This is a genomic window from Agrobacterium sp. MA01, from assembly GCF_009650195.1.
Classification (GTDB): domain Bacteria; phylum Pseudomonadota; class Alphaproteobacteria; order Rhizobiales; family Rhizobiaceae; genus Allorhizobium.
In genome coordinates this window covers 267,749-289,666 of the sequence record NZ_CP045854.1, presented here as the reverse complement: position 1 = coordinate 289,666, position 21,918 = coordinate 267,749, and the positions used below count along the sequence as shown (strand labels likewise).

The following is a 21,918-nucleotide window of genomic DNA, read 5'->3' as shown; positions in this document are numbered from 1 at the left end:
ACTATTACCCTGCGACGGCTAACGACATTTCCTGCTTGAGGGACTGACCACGCGAAGCGGCGACAACGGCGTCCACATCAAGGATCAGTGCGACGCGTCCATCACCGAGGATGGTTGCGGCAGCAATGCCCGGAACGTGGGTGTAGTTGGCTTCCAGCGACTTGATAACGACCTGACGCTGCCCCTGGATGGCATCGACCATCAGAGCGCGCTGGCCACCGCCTTCGGATTCCACCAGAAGGGCGACGCCTTCGATCGGGTTTGCCTGAGACGATCGGAAGTTGAGGATTCGACCCACATCGACCAGCGGGCAGAAGGAGTTGCGGATCGAAATCAGGCGCTGGTTTGCGCCGAACGAATGGACGTGCTGGGCCTCCGGCTGCAGCGTCTCGACGATGGCCGTGAGCGGGACGACGAGGGTCTGGCCGGCAACCGTGACGACCATGCCGTCGAGGACGGCGAGGGTCAGCGGTAGGCTCATGGTGAAGGTCGAGCCCTGCCCCGGACGCGAGGTGATCGAGATACGACCGCCAAGTGCCTGGATGGAGCGCTTGACCACGTCCATGCCGACGCCGCGACCGGAAATGTCCGAGATCTTGTCCGCCGTGGAAAAGCCCGGCATGAAGATCAGGTTGTCGATTTCCTCGTCCGTCAGGTTGGCATCGGCCGCGATCAGATCGTTGTCGATGGCCTTCTGGCGCACGCGTTCGCGATTGATGCCGGCGCCGTCGTCGACGAGTTCGATGACGATGCGGCCCGAACGATGCTTCGCGGTGAGCCTGACAGTGCCTTCCGGGTTCTTGCCGGCGGCGGCACGCTTCTCGGGGCTTTCGATACCGTGGTCGACAGCGTTACGGATCATGTGCGTCAGCGGCTCGGCCAGCTTGTCGATGACCGTTTTGTCGACTTCGGTGTTTTCACCTTCCGTGACGAGGCGGATCGACTTTCCGACCATGTCGGCCACTTCGCGAACAATACGCGACATGCGCTGGAAGACCGGCTTCACAGGCTGCGCGCGGATTGCCATGACCGAGTCCTGGATCTCGCGGGTAAGCTGCTGCAGCTCCTCGAGGCCCATGTTTACGGCCGACGTACCGGTCGCATCGTTTTCGATGACGCTCTGGGAGAGCATCGCCTGGTTGATGACGAGTTCGCCGACGAGGTTGATGAGGCGGTCAACGCGATCGAGGTCAACGCGGATGGTCTGGCCGGCGGCGTTATTGGCCTGAGCGGCGGCTGCGGCTGCGGCCGCTGCGGCGGCAGCCGGAGATTCCTTCTTCTCAGGCTTGGCAGCGCCGGCGGCCATTTTCATGACGCTGGACGCGGTCTCTGCGGCTTCGACAGCAGCGACTACGGTTTCATCAGCGGCATCTTCCGGCCCCTCATCCAGGGCAGAGAGATCGAAGGGAACCGGGACCATCGGCAATTCTTCGGTCGCCGCTGCGGTCTCGGTCTCGCGCAACTTGATCTCGAGATCGCAATCCCATTCTGCGAATTCGAAGACCTGACGGATGCCTTCTTCACCCTTCTCGGCCTTGATCTGGATTGTCCAGTGGAAGTAAGCGGCTTCGGGGTCGAGTTCATCGAGAGCCGGGAGGTCGTCCATGTTACAGTTGATGCTCATCTCGCCAAGGCGAGAGAGATCACGCAGCAACAGGGCGGCTTCATTGCCCTTGGAGTAAAGCTCGCGGCGCGGCTTGAAGCTGACGTCGAAGGTCGAGGGGACGATGGTCTCCTCCTCTTCGCCCTCGAAACCGTCGAAGGTAAAGGGGATCGGCTGGAAGCCGCTGTCGTCTGTCGGAGGGGCTGCGGCCGGAGCAGGAGCAGGAGCGGCTGCCTTGGGAGCGGGCTTGGCTGCGGCCACAGGGGCTGCGGACGGTGCCGGGACATCGCCGTTCGCCAGCGCTTCCAGCTCCTTGACGAGACCGCTCGAGCGGCTTTCATCAACGCTGCCGCCGTCACGCGAGGCGCTGACCAAGTCGGCCAGAACGTCGGCCGACTTCAGCATCACCTTCATGACTTCCGGGCCAGGCTCCAGCTTGTTGGAACGAACGCAATCAAGAGTCGTCTCGAAGACGTGCGCAAAGGCAACCAGGTCATCAAGACCGAAGGCACCTGCGCCGCCCTTGATGGAGTGAACCGCGCGGAATACGGCGTTGACCGTCTCCGGATCGCGATCTCCATCATTCATTTTCAGAAGACCGGATTCCAGTTCCGCGAGCTGCTCCTCGCATTCCTGGAAAAAGATCTCTTTGATTTCGTTCATATCCATAGGAGAAAATCCCGGCTTAGGCGGTTACACGCTCGATGGCATCGATCAGCTTGGTCGGATCGAAAGGCTTGACGATCCAGCCTGTCGCACCGGCCTGGCGGGCGCGGTTCTTCTTTTCAGCATCGCTTTCCGTGGTCAGGACCAGGATCGGAACCGCACGATACTTTTCGTTGCGGCGGACACCCTCGATGAAACCGAACCCGTCGAGACGCGGCATGTTGATGTCGGTCACGATGACGTCGGGATTGCATTCTTCGAGCACTTCCAGGCCCTCGACGCCGTCTTCGGCCTGAATGGTCTCGAAGCCTGCGTTGTTGAGGGTGACCAGAAGCATGTTTCGAATGGTTCTGGAGTCATCCACGGTGAGCACTTTTTTCTTCATTGCCGGATCTCCTTAGCGAGCAGATGATCGATGTTCACGCCAATCAGTTGAAGGGTTTTCAGGAAAGCCTCGGAGGCCTTTCCATACGAGAAGGGATGCTTGTCAGCTTCCCAGGCCTTGGCGGCTGCCATCAGGACCTGCACGCACTGAGCACCGACACGCTCGACGCCAGAGGCATCGATCGTCAAAGGGGCACCACGCATCGAGAGTATGTTGGCCTTGAGATTGGATGCCTCATTCAGGTCCAATACCGCGGCCAGTTTCAGACTCTTCTGATCGCCTTTCTTACTTGCCATCATTTCTTTCCTTATGTCCCAAGGCTGCGGCATCCAGGCCCGAATGTGGTTCCCAGGAGAACCATTCCCCCGGATGGATTGCCGAACTTCCCGCCCTTAACTTCCTTGTGTAGCGCATGGTGGTAAACAATCCCCTCACCCTCCGAGCCCGGCGATATGGACCGGGAAGCCAAAATCGGCGGGTTCGTCTTCCATCGTTTCCGGAGCGGCATAAGCGGTGGCGACCGCAACCGGTGCCCCCTGTTCGCGCTGACCGGAAAGCTGGATGCGACCGGCTGCACTGGGCGTCCGACGGGTCTGCCGCTCGATGTGAAATTCACGGATCGTCGCACCCAGTTCCAGGATGACCTTGTGCAAATCGTCCGTGCCCTGGCTCGACTGGCGCGCGACGGTTGCGGTGTTACCGATGTCGACGCCTAGTGCAGCGACCGTTCCGGCAATGCCGGCGAGCTCGCTGGCCTGGCGGTCGGTCGTGGCGGCCATGTCCGACACGGTTCCGCTGATATCGCCGACCTGGAGCACGATGTCGGCGATTGCGCCTTGTGTCTTCGCCACCATTTCCACACCGGCTTCGACCTGGTTTTTCGTCGTCGCGACCAGCGTCTTGATTTCACGGGCAGCGTCGGCGGAGCGCTGGGCGAGTGCGCGGACTTCCTGAGCGACGACGGCAAAGCCACGGCCACTGTCGCCGGCACGCGCAGCCTCGATCCCGGCGTTCAGCGCCAGAAGGTTCGTCTGGAAGGCGATCTCGTCGATCGCTCCGATGATGTGGCCGATCTGCTCGGCAGATGCTTCGATGTCGGCCATGGCGGAAATCGCCTGCCCGACGACCTCGCCACTCGACTGAACGGAGTTTCTGGTCGCGGCAACCGTGGCTTCCGCGCGCTTCGTCTGGCCGGCACTTTCGCGCACGCTGCTGGTGAGGTCCTGCAGGGCACGGCTCGTCTCGTCCAGCGCACCGGATTGATCCTCGGCGCGGTTCGCATAGGTGCGGGCAGTTTCGGCCATTCGACCGGTTGCGTCTCGGGCGACTGCGAGCTTCTCCTCGGAGGAGAGGAAGGCGGTCTGGAGCTGCTCGAGCGCCTCATTCATGCGACCTGCGAGGTCAGCATAGGCTTCCGGCACATCTGCTGCAGTGCGGGCGGTCAAATCGCCTGATGCCAGCGCATCGACGACCGGGCCGAACACGCCTTCGAATTCGGCGCGATCATGTTCCCGCTGGGCTGCGAGATCGCGATGGTGTTTCAGGCGCAATTCGTTGAAGCGAAGCGATACCGCTATCTCGACATCGACCATCACCAGCCGGACAAGGGCGGCGACCAGATCGGAAACTTCCTTTTGGCGACGGCGGCTCGACGGCAGCAGGCCGGAGCCTGTCGCTTCTCCGATCGCGCTCGTCACCAGATGTTCCAGCACCACCGCGTGTCCCGCCACGTGCCAGCGCGGATCGAGACCCATGCGGCTTTCGCTGTCGGAGAGAACCTTTACCCGTTCGGCATAGAGCGCATCGAAGCGGGCATCGGTGAGGACATCCCAGTGGGATGAAAGAAGATCGTGAAGCCGGTCATACTGGCGTTCACTGCTGAACACGCGCGCTGCATCCGGAGAGGACTGGAGGCGTTGGAAAAGATCGCGAAGGGCCGTCTTCAAGGGCTGAGAGAGAACATGGCGGTTCTGACGGAGAAGCTCACACTGGGCCTCGTCGAGGCCGGCAAAGCGCAAGCGATCGCGCAGGCTGCCTGCCTGTGATCCTGTCGCCCGCTCCGTGGACATCCCCTGACCCGTCATTCGTCCCGCACTATGGCCGCCTGTACGGCGGACCTTCCGTCGCTCGACAGTGCTGCAGGCCAGATGGCGGAGGAAAGAATGCTCGGGAACCCGCTCCCGTTGCCGTCCGCATCATGGTCTGACAGCTCATCGAACTGTTTCCATGTTAAATACAGACCGGACCAGAACCGGTACGACGGGATGGCGTCATGCCCGAAGGAAACTCTCAAGCGAGTCCCACTCCGACGTGTCACCCAATCTTTATGGTTAATTCCTTGCTTGAAGGTTAATGAAATCTCCACTTCAAGCCGCAATCCCTAATATGAGGAAATAACGTTCCATCCCCATATGCCGGAGGTTGCAGACGGCGGAACAAAGCCGCACTCCGCGTCGTTGCGCCGAAAAGCAACAGGAGTGGAACGTGAGCGCACGGGCTATCTGGAAAGGGCATCTTGCCATCGGCGATCTCGGATGCGCCGTTGCGCTCTACTCTGCGGTCAATGCGCAGGAGCGCACCTCCTTCCACATCATCAACCGAGATACCGGGAACCGCGTCCGACGCGAATATGTCGATGAGGACAGCGGTCGGCCTGTCGGCAAGGACGATCTCGTTAAGGGGTACGATACGACAGAGGGCCAGACCGTCATTCTCGAGCCTGACGAGATCCGCGATGCCGTTCCCGAAAGCGACAAGCGTCTGGAACTGTCGGCTTTTCTGGATTGCGACAAGATCGATACCCTCTACTTGGAGCGTCCGTATTTCCTGGCGCCGGCCGATCGGCAATCGGTTGAGGCTTATGACCTGATCCGCAGTACCATGGAAACGCAAGGTGTCGCTGCGATTGCCAGGACCGTTCTGTTTCGCAGGGTCCGGAGCGTGCTTGTCAGACCTCAGGGACGCGGGCTGATCGCGACGACCCTCAATTATGACTACGAGGTCCGGGATCCGGCCGAGAGCTTTTCCGACATTTCCAAGGTCCGGATCGACAAGGAAATGATGGATCTTGCCCGTCACATCATCAGCACAAAGATGGGGGAATTCGACCCGGGCCAGTATGAGGACCGGTATGAGGCGGCCCTGACGGAGCTCGTGAAGGCCAAGATCGCAGGGCGCAAACCGAAGAAGCTGCCGAAGCGGAAACCGGAGAACGTCACCAGCCTGCTAGACGCACTGCGCAAGAGTGCCGGCGGCAAGGAGGAGAAATCCGCACCGAAGCGGGAGACGGCTGCGGCTACCACAAAGCAGAAGAAGGCGAGCTGACCATGTCGCTCTCCGAGTATCGCCGCAAACGCGACTTCAAGGCCACGCCGGAACCGAAGGCAGCAAAGGTCACGAGCAAGGGCAATAGTTTCGTCATCCAGAAACATGCGGCCAGACGCCTGCATTACGACCTGCGTCTGGAAATGGACGGTGTGCTGAAAAGCTGGGCCGTCACGCGCGGTCCGAGCCTCGTGCCGGGCGAGAAGCGGCTGGCGGTGCATGTGGAGGATCACCCTCTCGCTTACGGCGACTTCGAAGGTGTCATCCCGCCCGGACAATACGGATCCGGCGAAGTGATCGTCTGGGACCGTGGTACGTGGGAACCGCTCCACGACACCGGCAAAGGTTACAAGAAGGGCCACCTCGAGTTCACGCTGAAGGGCGAGAAACTCGGCGGACACTGGCATCTGGTGCGCATGGCGCGCAAGGAAGACGAAACACGCGAGAACTGGCTCCTGATTAAAGGAGAAGACGAGGCGGCACGGCAACCGGATGATCCCGACATCGTCGAAGAAAAGCCGCTGTCGGTGAAGAGCGGCCGACCGATCGAAAGCCTGAAGGGCGATGGCAAGGCTGCCGTCTGGAACTCACGCAATACGTCAAAATCATCCAAGACAGTGAAGGCGCCAGTAACTCGCCATGCCTCTTCCAGCCAGAATGGCTCGAAGATCAAGGGGGCAAAGCCAGGCAGCCTCCCGGAGTTTCTGCCGCCTGCCCTTGCGCGCCTGGTCAAGTCGGCCCCCAAGGGTGATCGATGGCTGCACGAAATCAAGCTGGACGGTTACCGGATCCAGGCACGGATCGATCATGGTCGGGTGCAGCTATTGACGCGGACGGGTCTGGACTGGACGGAGCGCTTCGGTGAGCGGATCGCATCGGCCCTCAAGGGGCTGCCTGTTCAGACCGCGCTGCTCGATGGTGAAATCGTGGTCGAAAGCGGCAATGGCAGCAGCGACTTTTCCCTGCTGCAGCAGGATCTGAGCGACGGTCGTGATGATCGCTTCACACACTACCTCTTCGACATCATGCATCTCGATGGCCATGATCTGACGGGTGCCTCGCTCAGGGACCGCAAGGCAGTGCTGGAGTCATTGATCAGCGAGGTCAGCCTACCGCTCAAATATTCCAGCCATTTCGACGAGAGCGGCGATCTCGTCCTGAAACATGCCTGCCGCCTCAGTCTCGAAGGGGTGATCTCCAAGGTCGCCGATGCGCCCTATCGGTCCGGCCGCGGACGGGATTGGGTCAAGTCGAAATGTACGGCCCGCCAGGAACTGATCATCGGCGGCTATGTGCCCTCCTCCGTTTCAGACAAGGCCATCGGTTCTCTGATCATGGGCGTCAACGAAATGGACGGACTGCGCCATGTCGGGCGTGTTGGCACCGGATACAGCCGAACGCTGGCCAGGCAGGTGTTCACCAAGCTTCAGCCACTGTTGCGCGACAAGAGCCCGTTTAAAGACAAGCTGACGGGCACCGAACGAAAGGACGCGGTTTTCGTCGAGCCGGATATTGTCGCAGAAATCGAGTTTCGCGGATGGACGGGAGACGCTCACCTGCGCCATGCCTCCTTCCGGGGGCTGCGCGAGGACAAGGCCGCACGGGACGTGGTCCGGGAGGCGCCGACGGAAACTGCATCGACCAAGAAGGCCGGAGCTGGTAAGACTGGCTCGGCGACGGACAGGAAGAAAAAGGCCGAAGCGCAGGCTGCACGCCGTGCCATTACCCTGACACATCCCGACCGGCTCTATTGGCCTGAGGCCGGCGTCACGAAGGAAGGGCTTGCGGACTACTACGCCATGGTCTGGCCCCGTATCGCCCCGTTCATCGTCGACCGCCCACTCGCCTTGTTGCGATGCCCCGAGGGGCACGAGAAGACGTGCTTTTTCCAGAAGCACGGGTGGCGTGGGATGCGCAAGGAGATCATCACAATACGCGACCCGAAAGACGACGAGGGTCACGTTGGAATTCACGATATCGAAGGGCTGTTGTCCCTGGTGCAGGGGGCTGCGCTTGAGATCCACCCCTGGGGCTCGCGAGCGGGCGATCTCGAGCGGCCCGACATGGTGAACATCGACCTCGATCCCGGTCCTGATGTCACCTGGGAACGGGTGATTGAAGCGGCCTTCGAGGTGCGTCAGCGCTTTGAAGACATGGGCCTTACCGGTTTCGTCAAGACATCCGGTGGGAAAGGCCTGCATGTGGTGGCGCCACTCAAACCGAAGGCGAAATGGCCTGAAGTCAAAGCGGCCATGAAGGCACTGGCGGACGGCATGAGCGCTGACAGTCCGACCGATTACGTCTCGACGGTCAGCAAGGCAAAACGCAAGGGTAAGATCCTGATCGACTATCTGCGCAATGGCAGGGGGGCAACGGCGGTCGCCCCCTATTCCACACGAGCCCGGGCCGGCGCTCCGGTGTCGATGCCGCTCGCGTTCGAGGAGTTGAGCCCCGACATCCTTCCCAACCATTTCACCGTCGAAAATGTGCCTGCACGGCTGGCGAGCCTCGATGCCGATCCGTGGGCCGACTTCCGCAAGGCTGAAGTGCCGCTGGTGTTTACACTCGGGAAAAAGAGAAAGACCCGCTAGGGACCGCTATTTCCTCGTCGTCGTCTTCTCGGAAGCAAGGCTTCGCTTGAGGGCTTCCATGATGTCGATGACATTGTCCTTGCGCTCCGGCTCTGCCGCTTTCTTCGGCTTCGTCCGCCTGGACTTCTTCGTGCGGCTTTCGATGATTTCGTGCAGGCGCTCCTCGACCGGATCCCGGACCAGCTTCGGATCCCAGTCTCTGAGGCGCGCCTCCATCAGCTTCTTCATCATGGTCTTGGCACTGGCAGAGACTTCGGAACGGCCTGCCTGCTTGAAGAAGGGATCGGGTTCGCGAACCTCGTCGCCATAGCGCATCGTCCAGACGACCATGCCGTCGTCGCGGGGAACGAGCAGCACGTCATGTTCGCGGCGATAGAGTACGAGACGGGCGATGCCGCCGGTGTCGGTCTTACGCATGGCTTCGCGGATGACCGCGAAGGCTTCCTCGCTCACCTTGTCGGCGGGCGCGAGATAGTGCGGACTGTCGTACCAGATCCAGCCGATCGAGCTGCGAGGGACGAAGCTTTCAATGTCGATCGTCCGTGTGCTTTCCAGCGCCACATCATCGAGTTCGTCGTCCTCGAACAGAACGTAATCGTCCTCGCTGCGCTCGTAGCCCTTCACCTGATCTTCATCGTCGACGGGCTTGCCGGTTTCGGCATCGACATAGCGGCTTACAACCCGGTTGCCGGTCTTGCGATTGATGTTGTGAAAACGAAGCTTGCTGCTTTCGGTGACGGCGGGTGTCATCGCCACCCGACAGGTCACGAGGGAGAGTTTCAGATAGCCTTTCCAGAACGCGCGCTGCACCATTTGCCCAACCTCCCGAACGGCATCAGCCGCGGCACTGCCACTGAAAACGCCCCCGGCAAGGAACGGTTCCGATGAGCGCTCAAATCGCCAGTTGCAACGGGAACCGATTGCCCCTGATGGCGTTCCTCTCTTGCCTGTTCCTCTCCAATGATGAGCCGGAGGATTTGAAGTCGGTATGGGGGTATCGAAGACAGATCTGACCGGGGAGCCGGCGGGTGCGACGAGACCGCACTCGGCCGAATACGATTGCGTGCGGAACGTGCAATGGGCGACGACGGAGAATTGCCATGCCTGAACGAGACTATGACTGGATTGCCCGGCGGGCCTATTCGCTGTGGGAAGAGGAAGGCCGTCCCGATGGTCGGGACGAAGCTCATTGGCAGACAGCACTCACCGACTGGGAAACCCTGCAGGCAGCAGCACGCCAGACCACGGCCAAGTCCGGCCGCCGGATCGCAGAGGCCCAGACTTCGGCAGAGCAAGAAGGTCTTGTCATCACCGAGGAACCGGTTCGTCCGGCCAAAAAGGCGGTAAGGAGCCGGAAAGGGTGACCAAGGTGCCAGGAGGCGATCTTTCATTGGCGCTCAGCCGGGCGCAATTCATCCAGCGGGTGCGGGACGCCTATCACCGGGACGAGGAAGAGCATCGCCCGGGCCGTCACTACCCGACGAGGGTTCCCTTGCATGTGCTGGCGGTCACCTCGGAAATCTATCCGCTGATCAAGACCGGCGGTCTGGCGGACGTAACCGGAGCGCTGCCAAAGGCACTTTCCTCCTATGGCATAGAAACCCATACGCTCGTGCCCGGATATCCGTCGATCCTCGCGCTCGCGCGTCTTCATCCGCCACTGATGGAGTTCGACGATCTGCTCGGCGAGAAGGCGACCTTGCGCCACCTGGAAATCGACGGCCTCAGCCTCTTCGTTCTTGATGCACCGACGCTCTATGATCGTCCCGGCGGTCCCTATGTCGACGAGCACGGCGTCGATCATGCCGACAACTGGAAGCGGTTTGCGGTGCTCTCGCTTGCCGGCGCCGAGATTGCGGCTGGGGTCTTGCCCGGCTGGAAGCCGGATCTGGTCCATACCCATGACTGGCAGTCTGCGCTGACCTCGGTCTATCTGCGGCAGATGGGCTCTGCCGTGCCTGTTGTGCTCACCATCCACAACCTCGCTTTCCAGGGGCAGTATTCGGCATCGCTGCTGCCGCAGATCGGTCTGCCGCCGGAGGTCTATTCCGTCGAGCAGATGGAGTATTTCGGCGACATCAGCTACCTCAAGGGTGGCCTGGTGACGGCCGATCACATCACCGTCGTCAGCCCCACCTATGCGCGCGAGATTCTCTCGCCGACCTTCGGCATGGGATTGGACGGTGTGCTGAATGCGCGCATGGACAGATTGCAGGGGATCGTCAACGGGATCGACAAGGAGGTCTGGAATCCGGCCACGGACCCCTACCTGCCCTTCCGCTACGATGTGAAGACGGTGCGCAACAAGAGGAACAACAAGGCTCTGCTGCTCGAGCGCTTCAACCTCGAGCCGGGCGAAGGTCCTCTCTTCTCCGCCGTAACCCGGATCACGTGGCAAAAGGGCATGGACATGCTGGCCGAAGTCGCGGACGAGATCTTCTACCGGGGTGGGCGGCTCATCGTGCATGGCCAGGGTGACCACGACATCGAGGATGCCCTGAAGGCGACTGCGGCGCGCTTCCCGGGACGCATGGCAGTGTCGGTCGGCTACAGCGAGCCCACGGCGCATCTCATTCATGGCGGTTCCGACGCAATTATTCAGCCGTCGCGTTTCGAGCCCTGCGGCCTCACTCAACTCTATGCGCTGCGTTACGGGTGCGTGCCCGTAGTATCACGCACCGGAGGCCTGTCCGAAACGATCATCGACGCCAATGATGCGGCGATTTCAGCCCGCGTGGCCACCGGCTTCCAGTTCCATCCGGTTCGACAGGAAGGGCTGCGCCATGCCTTGCGTCGCGCAATCGATGCCTATGGCGATAAGCGCCAATGGGCAAGGCTGCAGTTGCAGGCGATGCGTGCGGACTATTCCTGGGACCGCAGTGCCGAAAGCTATGCGGAAGTCTATGGAAGGCTGACGGAACCGAGTGCAGAGTTGCATCACTGACCCGTGCTGTCATTCCACATGAACAGAGGGCCCGGAAGATACCGGGCCCTCTGTTCATTTCAGGATCTGCGATCAGGGATTTGTCCGTCCGCTCGGTCTGCTCTGGCCCGCACCCCCCGTCCCCGTCTGCGGGGTGGGGTCCTGGTCGGTTTCCATTGCCGGCAAAGTGCCGGGGGCCACGTTCTGCTGCGAGTTCGTGGAGTTCCCCGCGCTGTTGCTGCCATCGCCGCATGCGGTCAGCAGTGCAAGGACGGCAAAAACAGCCGTTGTCTTCGTTCAGGTCATCTCCAATCCTCTCTGTGATAGTCGCCATCGCCGTTGAAGCGCTCACGAAAAGCTATGGTGCGTTCGAGTGCTGCAATGTCATCGCTGCTCGCCGGAACCGGGTCTTCGGCGATGGCCTCGAGTACAGCGGGGTCGATGGCGCCAGAGCGGATTGCCTGGCGCAGTGTTTCGCGTGTCTGCCGTTCCGCCTCCAGTTGGGCGAACAGCGCGACAATCAGCCGGTCACGCGGATCGGGGAAGCGACGCCAGCGTGGCGGACGCACCGTCTCGGACATGATCCACTCCTTTTCGACAGAAGAAATTACGCCTTCAGGAAACTTTTGGGGCGGCCCAATGTTCCCCTTTCTAAGGCTGATCACAGAAGGAGAAAACACCGTGGACAGCGATTTCAAGATGCTGGAGGCCCGGCTCAACGCGCACCGGGAAATCCTGGTTTCGCTGCTGAGCGAAATCCTGATCTTGCCAGAAGGCGCTCCAGAACTGCTGCGCAATCTCGAACAGGAAGTGCTCCTGCGCGACGGTGCGGAAGATCCGGGCGCAGAGCCCTCCGCCGGCATTGGGCGCGGTCATGAGAAGGGTGAGGTGATCCGGGAGATCCTCGACACGGCCAAGGCGCGCGCAGCCGCCCTCCGGCGCACAGTGACTGACCTCAATGAACCGAACGGCTTTACCGAGGCGATCAAGGAGAGGAAATGAATATGATCACAAAAATAATGACGAGACTGCTCGCACAGGTGCGCAAGCCGAAGCATAGCGGCACAGCGGCCAAGGAACACCCGCAGGTGGCATTGCCGCTGCGCGCCGATCTGCCGCTTCGTGAGCGCTCCCGCGCGCTCGTGGCAGTGCCCGCGCAGATCAATGGCGCGCGCATGGGGTCAGGCAAATTCTGACCTGATCAGCGACGGTTGGTCTGTTCGCGGATGTCGAAATTGGCGTCCCAGTCTTTCGGCGCGTCTTTCTCGCCCGGAGGCCACTTGTTGACGGTGGCGTCTTCGGATCCTGTCACCACGGTCGGCTTGGCGCTGGCAACACCGTTGTTGTCGCCGCCGGCCTGTGTGCCCGCGAACTGGCCCTTCGCATCGTCATGAATTCGGGTCTTGTCGGCTTCACGGTGATCGTCAGTCATGGTCGGTCCTCCAAAGTGGTCATCATCAACCCCGTGGCGCACCGAAAGGTTCCTCTGACCGCCTAGTCGGTGGATCCTGCAAGGAAAGAGGACAGCGGCGCGACCAGCGTCCAACGCAAGCCTGCAGGGTCGAAATCGATGGTGACGTCGCCGGCAAATGCGCTGGCCGCATGACGATCGATGACGGTCGATCCAAAGCCACGCCGAGTGGGCTTTGTGACCGGCGGGCCGTACTGTTCGATCCATTGCAGCCGAAGTCGGGGCTCTTCATCTGGCGTCTCCGGCTCCAGCACCTCCCATTCGATCCGAAGCCGGCCTTCGAGAACCGATAGCGCGCCGTATTTGACGGAATTGGTCGCCAGTTCGTGAAAAGCCAGGCCGAGGTTTTGGACTGCATTCGCATTCACCAGCAGATCCGGACCACGGCGATGGATGCGGTCAGCCGATCCGGTGACGGTGGTCAGCTGCAAATCGACGAGAGAGGTCAGCGGAATGCCTCCCCATTGCTGCTTGGCAAGCGCCTCGATCGATTGGGCGAGCCCTGCCAGGCGACCGCTGACGGCCCGCTGAAACTCCTCGACATCATCGGTGCCGCGCGCCAGCTGCCGCATCATCGCCTGGACGAGCGAGAGGATGTTCTTGGTGCGGTGAACGAGTTCCTGCAAAATGAAGTGGATGCGTTCCTCCGCCTCCGCCCTGTCGAAGGAGGCATTCGACAGAGCCACTGCCACCTGGTTGGCCTCGACGATCTTGGTGCGCTCCGGCGAGACGATCTCGCCATGGCCGATGCGCTCCGCCATCAACGCAATCCTGCGGATCGCTGAGCGCAAGTGGTGTGCCGCAACGAGAACGATGCCGAGCAGCAGAGTGAGCAGCACGAGGCTGCCGATCAAGAGGCTCTGCCATAGGGTGATGAACGAGCCCTTGAGGCTGTCGACCGGGCCCCAGACCAGAGCCCGCCATGGCCAGTCGGCGACTTTCGCATATCCCATCAGATACTGCCGACCGTTCTGGTAAAAGACGGCACTGCTGTTGGAGCCATACATCAGATCCCGCCAGCTTTGCTCGATCTGCGTGCCGGACGGCTGATTTTCGGCGCCATTCGACACGACGATGCGACCATCGCCATCCACGAGCGCGGACGACCATCCGGGCGGTAAGGCGTCGCGGGCGGCAAGGCTTGCAAGGCTCGCCGCATCCTGTGTGAGCACGATGGCGTCGATACCGTCCGATGTCCGTGCGGTGACGGGCATGGTGAGGTTGACCACCCAGCGCTCACTCGTCGCGCCGAAGAAGACGTTTGAGAGCTCGGCCTTGCCGGAGCGCAGAGCCGCCATGACCGAGCCCGGATTGGCCATGGGTTTCAGCGTAGCGCCCCAAGGCATCCGCGTGTTCAGGATTTGCACCCCGTCCCGCCGCGCCAACATGACATAGAGAGAGCTTTCCTTGAGGCTTTCTCCGACGCGCGCGTGGAATGCCTCAAGGTCGCCCTGCTGCAACTCGACGGAGTTTGCCACAAGGGCAAGCGTCGTTTCCATATCGGCGATCTTGCGCTCGACGGCTCGGCTAATGGCCTGAGCGTCATCTGCCACGTCTGTTCGCATGGTTTGAAACTGCGATCTCTCGAGCTGCAACAGCAAAAAGGCGACAAAGGCGAGCAGCGGCACTGTCGCCAGAACGGCCATCGCGGCGAGGTATGAGCCGATCGACGCTGTCGGAAAGAGACCAGCAAACAACCTGCCAACGCGGTTCAAGGCGCCGCCCTCCCGCAGCTGAGCTCAGAAATCATGGGCACCTTGGCGAACCAAATCCGAGGGCGGGCGTTAGGAAGATAACCGCGACACAGGAGGTTTCCATGATTTTCAAGCCGCAGCGTTTCCATGGAGAGGCGCCCGAAGTGGCCGAAGAGTTCCCGGCCGAGGCGCGACTCGAGCAGCAGGTTGCCGACGCGCTGGCCGCCTCCGACGGCGTCGGGGCCGAAGGCCTTCGCGTCGTCGCAACTGGCAAGGAGATCTTCCTGTTTGGCGTGGTGGCGACGCGCGACGAGATGGACAGGGCCGTGGAAGTTGCACTTGCAATTCCCGGGGTCGAAAAGGTCACGGTTCGGATGGAAAGCGGCGAAGCGCCCTGACAGCGGAGACTTGGTGTCGCAAATGTCGCGCTGCCGCATGACAGACGGCCGCTGGGGAAAGGCTTCACACCAACCCCACGGACCCGTCGAAGCCACCTTTGCGATGATCGATCTCACCGATATTCCGATTTTTCTCGCCAGACGAAATGTCAGGCGCGCCCACCCATTCCGGTCGTGCCGTCCGGCCCCCAAGCCTGCGCAATGCCGGCGATCTCCTGCATGCGCCCCCGCAAATCCTGCTGGCGCAAAACCGTCACCTTCTGGACGGAAACCTGGCTAGCGGAACGTTCCCGTGCGGCTTCTACCGCGAGACGATAGCTCGGATAGACGGCCGACTGTCCTTCCTCCGAGAGGAAACACCAACCGTTCGCCTGGGGGACTATATCGCAATACACCTGTGTCATGCCGCACTCCTCCTGATACCGCCCGAACGCGCGATCGGCTGAAGGGTTCCTGCCAAGATGCAATTTTTCTTCGTCAGCGCCTGCTAACCGCAGGTAACGATCAGGCTTCCTGCCGCGAACCGTGAGAGATGCCGCATGTATGGTTGAGCATGTTGCGGCATGACCGCTCGCCCTTTCGCTCGGTGCATCCTGCGGATCGAAGCATGGGGAGAAGCGGGAGGTGACGGCACTGATGCGAGGAACCTAGAATGGCGGCCGTAAGGGCGGGAGGGTTTTCAGGAACAAAGTCGAGGGCGGCGGAATTGCTTCTTCATGATGCCGGACCCGGCCGCATCCCGCGGCGGGCGGCTCTCAGGGAGATGTTCATGACGACCCCAACCCCTTCGACACCCTATGACGACCAGCCCCCGATGCCCGCTCCGACCTGGACCCCGGAAGTCCCGATCGATGAGCCGCAACCGGATGTCTTGCCGGACGAGGTGCCGACACCCAATCCCGACGAGACGCGTGATCCGCCGGTGACGGAGCCATCACCAATCTGAGGCGAAGATGTGAACGCGGGCCTCAACGCAGGCCCGCAACACGCTCCCAGCTCTTCTTTCCGGCGACCCAATTCTGCCAGTCGGTGACCGAGCCATAGAAGACGTTCAGGTCGATCTTGCCGTTGACGCCCTGCGACAGGCCGGAGCCGGAATACTGCCAGAAGACCCATTTGCGGTCCGGATAGACCTTGGACGGATGGGCCGCAACAGAGCGCAGCCAGAAAGGATAATCGCGGAAGTGGCCGCGCAGATTGTCCTTGTAGAAGTCAGGGGCCGTGTAGATGACCGGCCTCTTGCCGTAGTGCCGCTCGAGACGATCCATAAAGACCTGCATCTTTTCCCGCGCCTTTTCCGGCGACAGGCGGAAGCGGCAGCTGGATTCGCCATTGTATTCGACGTCGATAACAGGCGGCAGGGCATCCGGATCACGCGGGACGTTGCGGATGAACCAATCCGCCTGCTCCGAGGCCACGCGGCACCAATAGAAGAAATGATAGGCGCCGCGCTTTACGCCGGCCTCCTTGGCTCGATCCCAATTGGTGCGAAACATCGGATCGAGATGGTCGCCGCCATCGGTCGCCTTGATATAGGCGAAGTTGGCGCCCTGGCTGCGCAGCGTCTGCCAGTCAATGTTGCCCTGCCAGCGCGAAACGTCGACGCCGTGTACGGCATGATGTTTCGGTGCCACCTTGCCGAAATTGATCGGTTTGGCGTCGCTGAAGCGCTGATTGTAAACACGATGACGTCCGCTGGACCGCGCTGCCGGGTCCCGTGGTGCCAGGACCGCGCGTATCGGGGAGGACAGCATGGCCATTGGGCGCTGATCGGGTACGGGCATGCCGGCGGTGATGGACGGCGTATCGAAATGCGCCTGGTTCGGCGTATCACCAGCCCAGGACAAAGCCTGCGGGTCACGGCCGGAGGTAGAGGCGCTGGACGAAATGGAACCGGTTTGCTCGCTGACGGCAACGGCGGGTGTCGGGGCTGCTGCAGTCTGAACCTGTTCAGGCGCTGGGTTTGAACGCAATTGCAGGGCTTCTATCGGATTGGTCCGAGCGCTGCAGCCGGCAAGTACCAGACAGCCGATGAGGAGCGAAGGGACAACCTTGGAACGCATGGCACAGAACTCAAAACTAATGCCGGGCGCATTCGAAGTCGGACACCCGGGGCCTCTGGGAATTGCTAACAAAGCTTTACCGGGAAAAGGTGAATGCAATCTTTACGGGCCGCATCAGGCTTCGATGCTGTGACGCCAAATACTGTCCGTTCACACAGATGTGCAGCCTCGGCACGATCCTAAGGGTTTCGGACTCCGTAAAATGTATATTCGGATATCCTGAGCCCAGGGAACGACCGCCATGCCTTCGCGACGCTCTTTTCTGATGACTTCGTTGTTCGTACTGGCGAGCCAGCCGGCGCGCAGTGCCGATCCCTGGGAAGCACTGCGCACCAGGCGCGCCTTCGTGCTTCTCCGGCATGCGATCGCGCCGGGGACAGGCGATCCTCCGGGCATGCGCCTCGGCGATTGCAGCACACAGCGCAATCTCTCCGATGAGGGCCGGACCCAGGCGCAGCGCATCGGCTCCTTGCTGCGCGAAAACGGGATCGACAGGGCGGCGGTCTATTCGAGCGAATGGTGCCGGTGTCTCGACACCGCGCTTCTACTGGATCTCGGGCCGGTGTCGCCGCAGCCGCTTCTCAATTCCTTTTTCGGCCGGGCGGAGAACGGCGCCACACAGACGGAAGCGCTCAGGGCCTGGCTATCGAGCAGTCCGGGCGACCTGCCTCTGGTGCTCGTCACGCATCAAGTCAACATCACGGGGCTGACATCGATCGTTCCGCGCAGCGGTGAACTCGTCTTCACGAGCATGAATGCAGCCGGCGCGGTCAGCGTTATCGGCCGGCAGTCCGCCGGGGCATGACAGGAAAAATCATGCGGCACAAATGGGGACCGCGCGTGATGAAATGACTTGAAACAGGCTTAGGTGCGGCGGCAATCCAGACATGCCCCAGCGGACGCGCCGGCAGGGTCGGCGGCCGCATATTTCTCCAAACGCGGGCATGACGGGAGTCTAAAATCTGCATCGATCGGCTCGTGCGCGTGGTCTGCCGTGTCAATGGGATCAATCCCGAGGTGTCGTCGCAGTCACGGCAAAATCGTGCACGCTGTGCTGACCTCGCAGAGTTGGCAGGAAGCGCGAAGCGTTCGACTGCGTGAGTGGTGCTTCAACAACTCTTCTGCCTGCGCAGTGTGACACTTGCGCCTATCGCGCCGCACAATAGGATGGGGAGCAGAAAAAAAGCGCAGAGGGCATCTCATGGACGAACCGCACGACACCAGTCAACTCGAGATGGTGGTCCTGATGACACCCGACATGGCCAACTTTTCCGGCAAGGTGCATGGCGGCGCGCTGCTCAATCTGCTCGATCGGGTGGCCTATTCCTGCGCTTCGCGCTACTCGCAGCAATATGCGGTGACCTTGTCGGTGGATCAGGTCGTGTTTCGCCAGCCGATCCATGTCGGCGAGCTCGTAACATTCCGGGCGTCGATCAACCATGCCGGTCGGACCTCGATGGAAGTCGGCATTCGGGTCGAGGCCGAGAACATCCGGACCGGCGAGCGGCGGCACACGAATTCCTGTTACTTCACCATGGTCGCTGTCGATGCCGAAGGCAGACCGACGGCTGTCCCTCTCTATGCGGCGCAAACCGACATTCGCAAACGCCGCCAGCGCGCTGCCGAAACACGACGGGCGCTGCGCCTGGAGTTCGAAGCGCGCTTCAGGGAAGCGAGCCAGACCGCGGACGAAACTCTTCCAGCAAACTGAGTAGCCGTCCAATTGCCTTGACTTTGATTGTGCCTTGGCCAAGTCCGGGGTGACGATCATTGTGAGTGAAGGCGGATACCATGCACAAGCTTTTCGATCTTTCGGGCCGACGGGCGCTGATCACCGGTTCATCTCAAGGCATCGGGCTTGCGCTCGCATCCGGCTTGCAGCAGGCCGGCGCGGAGATCGTGCTCAACGGACGCAGTCTGGACAAACTCGAGGTGGCTGCAGCCGAGCTTGGACCCGAGGTGCGGATTTTGCCGTTTGACGTGACCGATCATATGGCTGTGCGCGAGGCGGTCGATCGCTTCGAGGCAGAAGTCGGTCCGATCGACATCCTTGTCAACAATGCCGGCATGCAGCACCGGGCGCCGTTGGAAGACTTCCCGGCCGATGCGTTCGAAAAGCTACTGGCCGCGAATGTCTCGAGCGTTTTCAATGTCGGTCAGGCCGTCGCGCGTCACATGATCGGACGCAAGCGTGGCAAGATCATCAATATCGCCAGCGTCCAGACGGCGCTCGCGCGTCCGACGATCGCGCCCTATACGGCGACCAAGGGAGCCGTCGGGAACCTCACCAAGGGCATGGCGACGGATTGGGCGCGCCATGGGCTGCAATGCAACGCGATTGCGCCTGGCTATTTCGAGACACCGCTCAACGAAGCCCTCGTGGCAGATCCGGAGTTCACGGCCTGGCTGTCGAAGCGTACGCCGGCGGGACGCTGGGGCAATGTCGAGGAATTGGCTGGGGCCTGCGTCTTTCTCGCGTCCGATGCGTCGTCCTTCGTTAACGGCCATATCCTCTATGTGGACGGAGGCATTACCGCGTCCCTCTGAGCGCCACCTGTAGATCTGTCTTCAGATCCGGGAGAAGGCCGCCAGCACCGTCCGTTCGGACTGCAGGAGATAGGCTTCCAAGGCAGCAGCCGCTCCCTTCGGATCGCCCGCCACGAGCTTTTCGAGAATGGCTGCATTCATCTCGACATAGGGCGCGTGGAGCAGTTCCGGCTCCTTCAGGAGGCCGAAGCTCAAGCGCAGTTCGGCAGCGATCTGCGCATAAAACCCTGCCAGTCTTTCACTGTCGGCCAGATCGACGATTGCTGCGTGGAATTTCATGTTCTCGCTACCGACCGCAGTCCAGTCGTTGACCTTGCTCGCCGCACGGGCGGTCTCGACTGCTGCCCGCATGCGAGCAACTGCGGGATGGTTGGGATAGGCATTGGACAGTGCCTGACACTCGACCAGGCGGCGAACGCGATAGATATCAATGATCGAGGCCATGCTGGGCGTTGCGACGAAGACACCCCTGTTCGGTTCGTGCTGAAGCAGACCGTCTTTGGTCAAGAGCCGGAAGGCCTCGCGCAGCGAGTTGCGCGAAACAGCAAAGTCGGCGCTCAAGGCAGCTTCCGACAAGCGCTGTCCGGGCTTCAGCTCTCCGCTGATCAGTCTGTCGCGAATTGCTTCCGCCAGGCGTGGCGCCAAGGCCGCCGTCGTTTCCGTCTCTGCCATGCTCATTCCCCAGGTGCCGGTCAGCCCGGTGCAGCTTCACAAGCCATCCCGAAGCGACGATCGGTGGACAGCTTCGCTGCCTTATCGTCCATGTGCGAAATCGCAGCAAGGCGGGAGCCAATCACGGCCAAAAATTGTTCTTGGAGATTCGAAAACTGCTTATCCGAGCATCAAATTGCTCAACATTGCGGCAATCAAGTAGAACGATAAAATAAAATCGTTGAACAATATTGACAGAATTGTGAAACCACGAGAGGCTAACCTCGCAGGTGAACAACAAGCCCCGCGCAAAGCAGGGCAGGTCAACCGAGAGGGTAACATGGAACAGACATCGACAGCTCCCGATGGAGCCGTATCCGGCGGCATGTCCGCCAAGACGCGCCGCGGCGCCTTGATCGCCGCAATCTTCCTCATGGCAACGTCCGCCATCGGGCCTGGTTTCATCACCCAGACAGCCACATTCACAACCAAGCTCGGATCGGCCTTTGCCTTCGCGATCCTCGCCTCGATCCTCATCGACTTCGTCGTGCAGCTGAACATCTGGCGGGTCGTCACGCTGACGAAAATGCGTGCCTCCGACATTGCGAACGCCGCCATTCCCGGCACCGGCTATGTGCTGGCGATCCTCGTCATCGTCGGCGGGTTGTTCTTCAACATCGGCAATATCGGCGGTGCGGGCCTTGGCCTGAATGCGCTTCTCGGCCTCGACCCCAAGCTGGGCGGATCGATCAGCGCACTGATTGCGATCGGCATCTTCCTGTCGCACCGCGCAGGTGTGGCGATCGACCGCGTCATCGTGGTCGCCGGCCTGTTGATGATCGTCCTGACCGTCTACGTCGCGCTTGTCTCGCAGCCGCCGGTGGGTGACGCCTTCTTCCAGACCTTCCTGCCGAGCACGATTGATTTTGCCACGATCACGACGATCGTCGGCGGCACGGTCGGCGGCTACATCACCTATTCCGGCGCACATCGCCTGCTCGACAAGGGCACTGTTGGCATCGAGAACCTCGGCGCCGTGAACCGCGCTGCCCTCACCGGCATCGCCGTCACCGGCGTCATGCGCTACGTACTCTTCCTCGCCATCCTCGGCGTCGTCGCAAGTGGTGTCGTCATCGACGTCACTGGCAAGGGTGCCAACCCGGCGGCCCAGGCTTTCCAGGCGGCGGCCGGCGATGTCGGCATGCGGATCTTCGGGGCCATCTTCTGGGCAGCCGCGATCACCTCCGTGATCGGCGCGGCCTATACCTCGGTGTCCTTCGTCACAGTCTTCAAGAAGGACATGACCGAACGCGCCCGCAACATAGCGACCGTCATCTTCATCGCCGTCTCGCTGTTCTTCTACATCATCATCACGACGCCGCCGGCACAGATGCTGGTCTTCGTCGGTGGTCTGAATGGCCTCATCCTGCCGATCGGTCTGACAATCTTCATCTATGCCGGCTGGGCCCGATCCGACCTGATGGGCGGCTATCGCTATCCGCGTTGGCTGCTGATCCTGGGCGCTCTGACTTGCGCGCTCACCTGGTACATGGGCTACAAGTCGATTGGGCCAATCTTCGCGCTGCTGACCGCCGCGTAACT

The 21,918-nt window shown here is 61.2% G+C and carries 23 protein-coding genes; 12 read left to right on the top strand and 11 right to left on the bottom strand.

What is annotated here, in order from left to right; all coding sequences use genetic code 11:
- Positions 1–4: 4 nt before the first annotated feature.
- From GH983_RS01310 to GH983_RS01295, 4 genes are all read right to left on the bottom strand, one after another.
- Positions 5–2,272 (bottom strand): chemotaxis protein CheA, encoded by a 2,268-nt coding sequence (locus GH983_RS01310; RefSeq protein WP_069042278.1) that lies wholly within the window; start codon positions 2,270–2,272, stop codon positions 5–7.
- Positions 2,273–2,288: 16 nt separating this feature from the next.
- The gene (cheY1, locus tag GH983_RS01305) at positions 2,289–2,654 is read right to left on the bottom strand and encodes a chemotaxis response regulator CheY1 (protein ID WP_006726298.1); all 366 of its coding nucleotides are present in this window, start codon (positions 2,652–2,654) and stop codon (positions 2,289–2,291) included.
- The gene (locus GH983_RS01300; protein ID WP_054150873.1) at positions 2,651–2,950 is read right to left on the bottom strand and encodes an STAS domain-containing protein; all 300 of its coding nucleotides are present in this window, start codon (positions 2,948–2,950) and stop codon (positions 2,651–2,653) included. Before GH983_RS01300 ends, cheY1 begins: the two co-directional genes overlap by 4 nt.
- 135 nt (positions 2,951–3,085) lie before the next feature.
- Positions 3,086–4,723 carry a globin-coupled sensor protein gene (locus GH983_RS01295; RefSeq protein WP_153761408.1) on the bottom strand — a complete coding sequence of 546 codons (1,638 nt, stop codon included), beginning with the start codon at positions 4,721–4,723 and terminating at the stop codon, positions 3,086–3,088.
- 415 nt (positions 4,724–5,138) lie between these two features.
- Between GH983_RS01295 and GH983_RS01290 the strand changes: the two genes are divergently transcribed.
- Together GH983_RS01290 and ligD are read left to right on the top strand one after the other, a co-directional pair.
- On the top strand, positions 5,139–5,978 hold the full coding sequence (locus GH983_RS01290) for a Ku protein (protein WP_069042280.1): 840 nt from the start codon (positions 5,139–5,141) through the stop codon (positions 5,976–5,978).
- A gap of 2 nt (positions 5,979–5,980) precedes the next feature.
- Positions 5,981–8,569 carry a DNA ligase D gene (gene ligD, locus GH983_RS01285; protein ID WP_153761407.1) on the top strand — a complete coding sequence of 863 codons (2,589 nt, stop codon included), beginning with the start codon at positions 5,981–5,983 and terminating at the stop codon, positions 8,567–8,569.
- 6 nt (positions 8,570–8,575) lie between these two features.
- On the opposite strand, the gene GH983_RS01280 is transcribed toward ligD, so the two are convergent.
- A complete protein-coding gene (locus GH983_RS01280) occupies positions 8,576–9,382 on the bottom strand; it encodes a Ku protein (protein ID WP_153761406.1) in 807 nt (268 codons plus the stop codon).
- A 287-nt stretch (positions 9,383–9,669) separates the two neighbouring features.
- Here GH983_RS01280 and GH983_RS01275 point away from each other — a divergent pair, with 287 nt between their 5' ends.
- Both GH983_RS01275 and glgA read left to right on the top strand, forming a co-directional pair.
- On the top strand, positions 9,670–9,933 hold the full coding sequence (locus GH983_RS01275) for a DUF2934 domain-containing protein (protein WP_054150877.1): 264 nt from the start codon (positions 9,670–9,672) through the stop codon (positions 9,931–9,933).
- A 128-nt stretch (positions 9,934–10,061) separates the two neighbouring features.
- Entirely contained in the window at positions 10,062–11,513 is a 1,452-nt protein-coding gene (glgA, locus tag GH983_RS01270; protein WP_194842820.1) for a glycogen synthase GlgA, read from the top strand.
- 281 nt (positions 11,514–11,794) lie between these two features.
- Here glgA and GH983_RS01265 read toward each other — a convergent pair whose 3' ends face one another.
- A complete protein-coding gene (locus GH983_RS01265) occupies positions 11,795–12,073 on the bottom strand; it encodes a hypothetical protein (RefSeq protein WP_054150880.1) in 279 nt (92 codons plus the stop codon).
- Between the two features lie 100 nt (positions 12,074–12,173).
- On the opposite strand from GH983_RS01265, the gene GH983_RS01260 reads away from it, so the two are divergent.
- Positions 12,174–12,494, top strand: a complete 321-nt coding sequence (locus tag GH983_RS01260; protein WP_153761404.1) for a hypothetical protein — start codon at positions 12,174–12,176, stop codon at positions 12,492–12,494.
- 2 nt (positions 12,495–12,496) lie between these two features.
- Positions 12,497–12,688 (top strand): hypothetical protein, encoded by a 192-nt coding sequence (locus tag GH983_RS01255; RefSeq protein WP_054150881.1) that lies wholly within the window; start codon positions 12,497–12,499, stop codon positions 12,686–12,688.
- Positions 12,689–12,693: 5 nt separating this feature from the next.
- On the opposite strand, the gene GH983_RS01250 is transcribed toward GH983_RS01255, so the two are convergent.
- Together GH983_RS01250 and GH983_RS01245 are read right to left on the bottom strand one after the other, a co-directional pair.
- Complete coding sequence (locus GH983_RS01250) at positions 12,694–12,924, bottom strand: hypothetical protein (protein WP_054150882.1); 231 nt, start codon at positions 12,922–12,924, stop codon at positions 12,694–12,696.
- A gap of 62 nt (positions 12,925–12,986) precedes the next feature.
- On the bottom strand, positions 12,987–14,678 hold the full coding sequence (locus GH983_RS01245) for a sensor histidine kinase (protein ID WP_153761403.1): 1,692 nt from the start codon (positions 14,676–14,678) through the stop codon (positions 12,987–12,989).
- A 101-nt stretch (positions 14,679–14,779) separates the two neighbouring features.
- Here GH983_RS01245 and GH983_RS01240 point away from each other — a divergent pair, with 101 nt between their 5' ends.
- Positions 14,780–15,055: a BON domain-containing protein gene (locus GH983_RS01240; protein ID WP_054150884.1), complete on the top strand. Its 276-nt coding sequence runs from the start codon at positions 14,780–14,782 to the stop codon at positions 15,053–15,055.
- Positions 15,056–15,204: 149 nt separating this feature from the next.
- Here the strand turns inward: GH983_RS01240 and GH983_RS01235 are convergent, their stop codons facing one another.
- Entirely contained in the window at positions 15,205–15,459 is a 255-nt protein-coding gene (locus GH983_RS01235) for a hypothetical protein (RefSeq protein ID WP_153761402.1), read from the bottom strand.
- Between the two features lie 365 nt (positions 15,460–15,824).
- Between GH983_RS01235 and GH983_RS24065 the strand changes: the two genes are divergently transcribed.
- Positions 15,825–16,001, top strand: coding sequence for a hypothetical protein (locus tag GH983_RS24065; RefSeq protein ID WP_171901566.1), 177 nt, complete (start codon positions 15,825–15,827; stop codon positions 15,999–16,001).
- A gap of 22 nt (positions 16,002–16,023) precedes the next feature.
- On the opposite strand, the gene GH983_RS01230 is transcribed toward GH983_RS24065, so the two are convergent.
- Positions 16,024–17,118, bottom strand: a complete 1,095-nt coding sequence (locus GH983_RS01230) for a GH25 family lysozyme (RefSeq protein WP_153761401.1) — start codon at positions 17,116–17,118, stop codon at positions 16,024–16,026.
- A gap of 265 nt (positions 17,119–17,383) precedes the next feature.
- Here GH983_RS01230 and GH983_RS01225 point away from each other — a divergent pair, with 265 nt between their 5' ends.
- From GH983_RS01225 to GH983_RS01215, 3 genes are all read left to right on the top strand, one after another.
- Positions 17,384–17,923, top strand: a complete 540-nt coding sequence (locus GH983_RS01225) for a histidine phosphatase family protein (protein WP_246727473.1) — start codon at positions 17,384–17,386, stop codon at positions 17,921–17,923.
- 396 nt (positions 17,924–18,319) lie between these two features.
- Complete coding sequence (locus GH983_RS01220) at positions 18,320–18,829, top strand: acyl-CoA thioesterase (protein ID WP_054150889.1); 510 nt, start codon at positions 18,320–18,322, stop codon at positions 18,827–18,829.
- An 80-nt stretch (positions 18,830–18,909) separates the two neighbouring features.
- On the top strand, positions 18,910–19,665 hold the full coding sequence (locus GH983_RS01215) for an SDR family oxidoreductase (protein ID WP_153761399.1): 756 nt from the start codon (positions 18,910–18,912) through the stop codon (positions 19,663–19,665).
- A gap of 21 nt (positions 19,666–19,686) precedes the next feature.
- Here GH983_RS01215 and GH983_RS01210 read toward each other — a convergent pair whose 3' ends face one another.
- Positions 19,687–20,337, bottom strand: a complete 651-nt coding sequence (locus tag GH983_RS01210; RefSeq protein ID WP_054150891.1) for a GntR family transcriptional regulator — start codon at positions 20,335–20,337, stop codon at positions 19,687–19,689.
- 364 nt (positions 20,338–20,701) lie between these two features.
- Here GH983_RS01210 and GH983_RS01205 point away from each other — a divergent pair, with 364 nt between their 5' ends.
- Positions 20,702–21,916 (top strand): NRAMP family divalent metal transporter, encoded by a 1,215-nt coding sequence (locus GH983_RS01205; protein WP_153763519.1) that lies wholly within the window; start codon positions 20,702–20,704, stop codon positions 21,914–21,916.
- Positions 21,917–21,918 lie beyond the last annotated feature (2 nt).

Bases quoted from the DNA above. Each gene is read 5' to 3' on its own strand.
- GH983_RS01205 (WP_153763519.1), top strand. From the start codon at position 20,702: ATGTCCGCCAAGACGCGCCGCGGCGCCTTGATCGCCGCAATCTTCCTC.
- cheY1 (WP_006726298.1), bottom strand. From the start codon at position 2,654: ATGAAGAAAAAAGTGCTCACCGTGGATGACTCCAGAACCATTCGAAAC.
- GH983_RS01310 (WP_069042278.1), bottom strand. From the start codon at position 2,272: ATGGATATGAACGAAATCAAAGAGATCTTTTTCCAGGAATGCGAGGAG.
- GH983_RS01215 (WP_153761399.1), top strand. From the start codon at position 18,910: ATGCACAAGCTTTTCGATCTTTCGGGCCGACGGGCGCTGATCACCGGT.
- GH983_RS24065 (WP_171901566.1), top strand. From the start codon at position 15,825: ATGACGACCCCAACCCCTTCGACACCCTATGACGACCAGCCCCCGATG.
- GH983_RS01230 (WP_153761401.1), bottom strand. From the start codon at position 17,118: ATGCGTTCCAAGGTTGTCCCTTCGCTCCTCATCGGCTGTCTGGTACTT.
- ligD (WP_153761407.1), top strand. From the start codon at position 5,981: ATGTCGCTCTCCGAGTATCGCCGCAAACGCGACTTCAAGGCCACGCCG.
- GH983_RS01250 (WP_054150882.1), bottom strand. From the start codon at position 12,924: ATGACTGACGATCACCGTGAAGCCGACAAGACCCGAATTCATGACGAT.
- GH983_RS01300 (WP_054150873.1), bottom strand. From the start codon at position 2,950: ATGGCAAGTAAGAAAGGCGATCAGAAGAGTCTGAAACTGGCCGCGGTA.
- GH983_RS01265 (WP_054150880.1), bottom strand. From the start codon at position 12,073: ATGTCCGAGACGGTGCGTCCGCCACGCTGGCGTCGCTTCCCCGATCCG.
- GH983_RS01235 (WP_153761402.1), bottom strand. From the start codon at position 15,459: ATGACACAGGTGTATTGCGATATAGTCCCCCAGGCGAACGGTTGGTGT.
- GH983_RS01295 (WP_153761408.1), bottom strand. From the start codon at position 4,723: ATGTCCACGGAGCGGGCGACAGGATCACAGGCAGGCAGCCTGCGCGAT.
- GH983_RS01275 (WP_054150877.1), top strand. From the start codon at position 9,670: ATGCCTGAACGAGACTATGACTGGATTGCCCGGCGGGCCTATTCGCTG.
- GH983_RS01280 (WP_153761406.1), bottom strand. From the start codon at position 9,382: ATGGTGCAGCGCGCGTTCTGGAAAGGCTATCTGAAACTCTCCCTCGTG.
- GH983_RS01210 (WP_054150891.1), bottom strand. From the start codon at position 20,337: ATGGCAGAGACGGAAACGACGGCGGCCTTGGCGCCACGCCTGGCGGAA.
- GH983_RS01240 (WP_054150884.1), top strand. From the start codon at position 14,780: ATGATTTTCAAGCCGCAGCGTTTCCATGGAGAGGCGCCCGAAGTGGCC.
- GH983_RS01220 (WP_054150889.1), top strand. From the start codon at position 18,320: ATGGACGAACCGCACGACACCAGTCAACTCGAGATGGTGGTCCTGATG.
- GH983_RS01255 (WP_054150881.1), top strand. From the start codon at position 12,497: ATGATCACAAAAATAATGACGAGACTGCTCGCACAGGTGCGCAAGCCG.
- GH983_RS01225 (WP_246727473.1), top strand. From the start codon at position 17,384: ATGACTTCGTTGTTCGTACTGGCGAGCCAGCCGGCGCGCAGTGCCGAT.